Source organism: Streptococcus parasanguinis (genome assembly GCF_001578955.1).
GTDB lineage: Bacteria > Bacillota > Bacilli > Lactobacillales > Streptococcaceae > Streptococcus > Streptococcus parasanguinis_U.
The window spans coordinates 15194-17696 of record NZ_KQ969692.1 but is presented as its reverse complement, the minus strand read 5'-3'; the positions used below and the strand labels follow the sequence as shown (position 1 = coordinate 17696).

The following is a 2503-nucleotide window of genomic DNA, read 5'->3' as shown; positions in this document are numbered from 1 at the left end:
AGGTGGGACGACGAAATAGAATTCTAACGAATTACCGATTTCTGTCCCACTCTCTTTTCTTTCTATTTTTACCTGTTCTCTCCTTTCTGAAAATATGGTAGAATAATAGAGATAGAAAGATAGGTGACCATGGATTACTTTAAACGACACAAATTTGATTGGTCAAAATTCCGTTTGGGGATGAGAACCTTTAAAACAGGGATTGCCGTTTTTATAGTACTACTTATTTTTGGAATATTTGGCTGGCGCGGCCTTCAGATCGGGACCTTGACAGCTGTTTTTAGTTTGAGGGAAGACTTTGATAAGAGTGTCCACTTCGGGGCTTCGCGTGTCATGGGCAATAGTATCGGAGGTTTTTATGCTGTTTTGTTCTTCCTTTTAAAAACGCTCTTTCATGGGGCGTATTGGGTGACTCTGATTTTTGTCCCAATTGCGACTATGTTAACCATTATGACAAATGTCGCTATGAATAATAAAGCAGGAATTATCGGAGGAGTTTCGGCAATGCTGATCATTACTCTCTCGATTCCTAACGGAGAAACCTTCTTGTATGTTTTTGCCCGAATATTTGAGACCTTTATCGGCGTTTTTGTTGCGATTTTGGTCAATTCGGATGTCGATCGCATTCGAGATTTTCTCAAGAAACACAAAAAACCTATGTAAGATTATATAACATTTAATCTTGACATAGATTTTTTTTTCGATATAATAGAATAGAAAGAGGAATGGTATGAAGGAAAAGGAATTACGACGCTCACTGGCTGTCTTCCCGATCGGAAGTGTTATGAAGTTGACCGACTTGACAGCTCGTCAGATTCGTTATTATGAAGATCAAGGGTTAATTTCTCCTGATCGAACAGAAGGCAATCGCCGCATGTATTCATTGGACAATATGGACCGTCTGCTTGAGATCAAAGATTATATTTCAGATGGTTTGAATATTGCGGATATCAAGAAGAGATATGCGGAAAAAGAGCAAGAGCAAACCAAGGTGGTCAGCCAAGAAGCCATTCGTAAGGCTCTTCATCGCGACATTCTTCAGCAAAGTCGCTTCACATCTTCCCCATCGCCATATGGTCAATTTCGTTGATCATTTCATAAGCTTGTAATCTATTTTAAGGAGACAAAAATGTCAATTACTGCTGCAGATATTCGCCGTGAAGTAAAAGAAAAAAATGTTACTTTTATTCGCTTGATGTTCTCTGATATTTTGGGAACCATGAAGAACGTCGAAATTCCAGCTACCGATGAGCAACTGGACAAGGTTCTTTCAAACAAAGCCATGTTTGATGGTTCTTCTATCGAAGGATTTGTCCGTATCAACGAGTCAGATATGTATCTTTACCCAGATTTGGATACATGGACAGTCTTCCCTTGGGGAGATGAAAATGGTAGCGTAGCTGGCTTGATCTGTGATGTCTATACGACAGAAGGAGAACCATTTGCAGGAGACCCACGTGGCAACTTGAAACGGGCCCTTCGTCATATGGAAGAACTTGGCTTCAAATCCTTTAACCTTGGACCAGAACCAGAATTCTTCCTCTTTAAGTTGGACGAAAATGGAGATCCAACTCTGGAAGTAAACGACAAAGGTGGCTATTTTGACTTGGCTCCAACAGATCTTGCAGATAATACTCGTCGTGAAATCGTAAATGTCTTGACCAAGATGGGTTTTGAAGTAGAAGCCAGTCACCACGAAGTAGCCGTTGGTCAGCATGAAATCGACTTTAAGTATGACGAAGTGCTCCGCGCTTGTGACAAGATCCAAATCTTTAAACTCGTTGTGAAGACTATCGCTCGTAAACACGGCTTGTATGCAACCTTTATGGCCAAACCAAAATTTGGAATTGCCGGATCAGGTATGCACTGTAATATGTCTCTCTTTGACCAAGATGGCAACAATGCCTTCTTTGATCCAGAAGATCCAAAGGGCATGCAATTGTCAGAAACAGCTTATCACTTCTTGGGTGGCTTGATCAAGCATGCATATAACTTTACAGCGGTGACAAACCCAACCGTCAACTCTTATAAACGTTTGGTTCCTGGATATGAAGCACCTGTTTATATCGCTTGGGCAGGTCGCAACCGTTCCCCATTGGTACGTGTGCCAGCATCACGTGGTATGGGAACTCGTTTAGAATTGCGTTCCGTAGACCCAATGGCTAATCCTTATGTAGCCTTGGCAGTCTTGCTTGAAGTTGGCCTTCACGGGATTGAAAATAAAATCGAAGCACCTGCTCCGATCGAAGAAAATATCTATGTGATGACACCGGAAGAACGTAGAGCAGCTGGAATCACAGATCTCCCTTCTACCCTTCACAATGCTTTGAAAGCCTTGACAGAAGACGAAGTGGTGAAAGCTGCTTTGGGTGAACATATTTACACCAGCTTCCTTGAAGCCAAACGAATCGAATGGGCAAGCTATGCGACCTTCGTATCCCAATGGGAAGTAGACAACTATTTAGATCTTTATTAAGAAACAAGAGTAAAGAGGCTAGGACAC

3 protein-coding genes are annotated in these 2503 nt (G+C 41.7%); all 3 read left to right on the top strand.

The genetic code is table 11. From position 1 onward, the window contains the following. The first annotated feature begins 129 nt into the window (after nucleotides 1-129). The 3 genes from SPADD19_RS08415 (at nucleotide 130) to glnA (ending at nucleotide 2476) form a co-directional block, all read left to right on the top strand. On the top strand, nucleotides 130-663 hold the full coding sequence (locus SPADD19_RS08415) for an FUSC family protein (protein WP_003008874.1): 534 nt from the start codon (nucleotides 130-132) through the stop codon (nucleotides 661-663). 67 nt (nucleotides 664-730) lie between these two features. Continuing rightward, nucleotides 731-1090 (top strand): MerR family transcriptional regulator, encoded by a 360-nt coding sequence (locus tag SPADD19_RS08410; protein ID WP_014713966.1) that lies wholly within the window; start codon nucleotides 731-733, stop codon nucleotides 1088-1090. Nucleotides 1091-1129: 39 nt separating this feature from the next. Next, nucleotides 1130-2476: a type I glutamate--ammonia ligase gene (glnA, locus tag SPADD19_RS08405; protein ID WP_003016943.1), complete on the top strand. Its 1347-nt coding sequence runs from the start codon at nucleotides 1130-1132 to the stop codon at nucleotides 2474-2476. Nucleotides 2477-2503: the final 27 nt, after the last annotated feature.